The sequence below is a fragment of the Streptomyces phytophilus genome (genome assembly GCF_013870535.1).
Lineage (GTDB): Bacteria > Actinomycetota > Actinomycetes > Streptomycetales > Streptomycetaceae > Streptomyces > Streptomyces phytophilus.
Genome location: NZ_JACBXC010000548.1, coordinates 1 through 3,924, shown reverse-complemented (window position 1 = coordinate 3,924; position 3,924 = coordinate 1). Strand labels below are relative to the sequence as shown.

The window sequence follows — 3,924 nt, the reverse complement described above, 5'->3', positions numbered from 1 at the left end:
CGTACGGCGGCGGGGCCGGCGGCTGCGGCTGCCCGGGGGACGGAGGCACGCCGGGGGCCGCGTACGGTACGCCCGGAGCCCCCGGCCACGTGGGCATCCCGTGCTGCGGCGGCGTGCCCGGCCGGTCGGACTGCGGGCCGTAGCCGTATCGCCAGTCCTCACCGCCGTGAGGTCCCTCTTGGTGCGCTGCCACTGCGTTCCCCTTCCCCGACGGTGTGCCGGAGCTTCACTGCACTCGACGCACCATAGCCCGGCGAGCGGGCAACGTGCATCGGTTGTCGGCTAGTTCAGCAGGCTGCCTTGCAGCTCCGCGCGCAGGTCGGGGGTGAGCACGGCGCCCGCCCGGTCGACCAGCAGGGCCATCTCGTAGCCCACCAGACCGATGTCGCACTCCGGGTGCGCCAGCACGGCGAGGGCCGAGCCGTCGGAGATCGACATGATGAAGAGGAAGCCGCGCTCCATCTCCACCACCGTCTGGTTGACGTAGCCGCCCTCGAAGATGCGCGAGGCGCCGGCCGTCAGCGACGTCAGTCCGGACGCCACCGCGGCCAGTTGGTCGGCGCGGTCGCGCGGGAAGCCGTCGGACATCGCGAGGAGGAGTCCGTCGGCGGAGACCACCACCGTGTGCGACACCCCTGGGGTGTTGTCCACGAAGTTGGTGATCAACCAGTTCAGGTTCTGCGCCGCCTGGCTCATCGGGCTCACCTAACGCTCCTGATCGTATGTGCCGGGGCCCATGCCCGGTCCGTCGTTCTGCTGCGGCCCCTGCTCGCGGCCCTGCTGGACACCGCGGCGCAGCTTGCTCAGCCTGCCGCGTACGTCCTCCGGGGCCCGGGAGACCTGTGGGCCTCCCAGCGGGGCCTGCTCCGCGGTGCCCTCCACCAGGTTCTGGCGGGGCACCCGCCGGGGAAGGCCCGCGGGGGTGACCCCGCCCGCCTTCGGTTCGCGCACCTGCTCGGCGCGCTCCCAGCGTTCGTCGTTCGCCGACCTCCACTCCTCGTCGGCCGGGGCCGGTTCCGGTTCGCCGAAGCCTCCGCGGCCGGTGCCGAGCTGTGCCGTGGATTCCGTTTCCGTTTCCGGCGGGCTGTCGTACGCGCCCTGCCCCGTCCAGTGGTTCGGCGCGGTGCCGGGCTCTACTCGGCCGTAGGTATCGTACGCGGGCTCCGGCGAGATACCCCCGGCCGTGAAGGCATCGGTGCCCGCCGCCTCCGCTTCGGTGTCGTGGAAGCCCGGCGTGCGGTCCTGTGCCGCCGCTTCGAGGGCGGCCCTGCGCTCCTCGCGCAGCAGCGAGCGCTGGATGGGGTCGAAGACCCCCTCCTGGCCGCCGAGCGCCGGCATGGCCGGGCGGGGCGCCTCGACCTGCGGGTACGGGGAGTCGTCGAAGCCCAGCTCCGCCGCGCTGCGCGGCCGGCCGCCGGCGTAGCCGTTGCCGGCGGGCTGGAAGGACGGCCGGTCGGCGACGATCCGGGAGACGGTGAACTCGTCCTGCTGCTCGGGCGCCTCGGTGGTGCCGCCGAAGGCGATGGCCTCGGGCAGCATCACCAGCGAGGTGGTGCCCGACTGCTCGCCGGAGGGGCGCAGCTGCACGCGGACGCCGTGCCGGTCGGCGAGCCGGCCGACCACGAACAGGCCCATGCGCTGCGAGATCGCGACGTCCACGGTGGGCGGGTTGGCGAGCCGCTGGTTGATGTCCGCGAAGTCCTCGGCGGTCAGGCCGATGCCCTTGTCGTGGATCTCGACCATCACCCGGCGGTCGGGCAGCCGGGTGGCGGTGACCCTGACCTTGGTGTGCGGCGAGGAGAACGTGGTCGCGTTCTCCAGCAGCTCGGCGAGCAGGTGCACGAGGTCGGTGACGGCGCTGCCGTGGATCTCGCTGTCGGGCACGCCCTCCAGCTCGATGCGCTCGTACGACTCGACCTCCGAGGTCGCCGCGCGTAGCACGTCGACGAGCGGGACCGCCTCGTCCATGTGCCGGCCGGTGTCCTCGCCCGCGAGCACCAGCAGGTTCTCGCCGTTGCGGCGCATGCGGGTGGCGAGGTGGTCCATGTGGAACAGGTTCTCCAGCTGCTCCGGGTCCGCCTCGTGGTCCTCCAGGCCGGAGATGAGTTCGAGCTGGCGCTCGATGAGGCCCTGGTTGCGCCGGGAGAGGTTGGTGAAGATCGCGTTGAGGTTGCCCCGCAGCAGGGCCTGCTCGGCGGCCAGCCGGACCGCCTCGCGGTGCACCTGGTCGAAGGCGCGGGCGACCTCGCCGATCTCGTCCCTGCTGTGCAGCGGGATCGGCTGCACGCGGGTGTCGACCCGGCCGGGGTCGGTACGGGAGAGCTGGTCGACCAGCATCGGCAGCCGCTGCTCGGCGATGCCGAAGGCGGAGTTGCGCAGCAGCCGCATGCTGCGGCCCATGGAGCGGGCCATCAGCGCGGCGATGACGAAGCCGATGAGCAGCGCGCCGACGGCGATGGCGGCGCCGACGACGGTGTCGCGCTTGGCGGACTCGACGATGTCGCGGGCGTCGGCGACGGCGCGGTCGGCGAACTCGATCTCGACGGTGCGGTACGCGGCGATGGGCACGCTCGTGGCCGCGTACCAGGTCTGCGGGGTGATGCCCTGCTCGGCGAGGTCCGCGGGGGTGGTGCCCTCGCCGATGCCGGCGACGCCGGCGAGCATCTCCGCGGGCTCCGGCGGCGCGGTGAACTCGCCGCCGCCGTCCTCGGCCTCGCGCTGCGCCTCGGCGAGCCGCTGCTTGGCCTCTTCCTCCTGGTCGGCCAGCGCGTCCTTGAGCATGCGGTTGTCGGCGGCGGTGCTGCCGGTCCTGAACTCGTCGAGGGCGATGGGCTCCAGATAGGCGAAGGAGGCGAGCGCGGTCTTCTCCTGGGCCAGCAGCTCGGCCTTCTCGGGCGGGCTGACGAGCAGCTCGGTGCCGATGGAGCGGACCAGCGAGGCGGCGGACTTGGAGAGCGAGATGGCGTACATCGCGCGGCCGTAGCTGGTGATGTTGCTGGTGCCCAGGCCGAGCTCGTTGGCGAAGGTCATCAGCGGGCGGTACATCTGCGCGTACCCGAGGTGGGTGTCGGTGCCGGGCGCCTGGGGCGTGAACGCCGCCTTGCGCATCTGCTCCAGGTTCTTCTCCTGCTCCCGGAAGGCGTTCAGCCGGCGCTGCAGGCCGGACTTGTCCGGCATGTCCTCGACCTGCCGGTCGAACTCGGCCGCGGCGGCGTCGGTGGCCTTGCGCGCCTCGGTCACCCGGCTCGCCTCGCGGTCGCCGTGGAGCAGCGGCTGCACGGAGACGTCGCGCTCCGCCATGAGGCGCTCGCCGTAGTCGCCGGCGGCCTTGGCGACCTTGGCGGTGTTCTCCGCGTCCTGGGCCTCCTGCCAAGTGTCGACGGAGTTGTTCACCTGGAAGCCCGCGAAGACGATGGCCACGAGCACCGGAATCAGCAGGATCGCGTTCAGCCGGGTGGCCACCCGCCAGTTGCGGGGCGAAAACCTGCTGCCGCTGGGCGGCGGCGGGGCCGGCTGTGCCCCGGCAGGGGGCGGCACCGCCGCGTGCGACGGCGGGCTGAAGTTGCCCCGCGTCTCCTGTGCGGGGCCCTTGCTGCTGCGCCTCACCGGACCAACAACCTCTCGGCCTACTCTCGGGTCAGTTCCTCGAATTCCAGCACGCCGCGCGGCACATTCCAAACGCCTGTCGAGGACTTCGTACGATCACGCAGGCACCGTCAAAAAGGGCGTAAGCGGCGCCAACCGACAAAGTGCAACCACGGCATCAGCGGAACGGAGTCGACCGCCTGCGTCCTGTGCAACGCACCCCCTCAATCTGCTTCCAAACGTTATCAACGCCTCAGGGGCAGGTTGCACCGTACGGTGCAACCTGCCCCTGGCGGAGTCCGCAGCCCGCGGCGCGCGGCCGGGCCGGCCGGTGCGCTC

2 protein-coding genes are annotated in these 3,924 nt (G+C 72.1%); both read right to left on the bottom strand.

The features are described from left to right. Positions 1 to 282 precede the first annotated feature (282 nt). Positions 283 to 696: a roadblock/LC7 domain-containing protein gene (locus H5J30_RS21040; RefSeq protein ID WP_078524293.1), complete on the bottom strand. Its 414-nt coding sequence runs from the start codon at positions 694 to 696 to the stop codon at positions 283 to 285. 9 nt (positions 697 to 705) lie between these two features. Further along, positions 706 to 3,462 (bottom strand): sensor histidine kinase, encoded by a 2,757-nt coding sequence (locus H5J30_RS21035; protein ID WP_181788950.1) that lies wholly within the window; start codon positions 3,460 to 3,462, stop codon positions 706 to 708. Between the last annotated feature and the right edge of the window lie 462 nt (positions 3,463 to 3,924).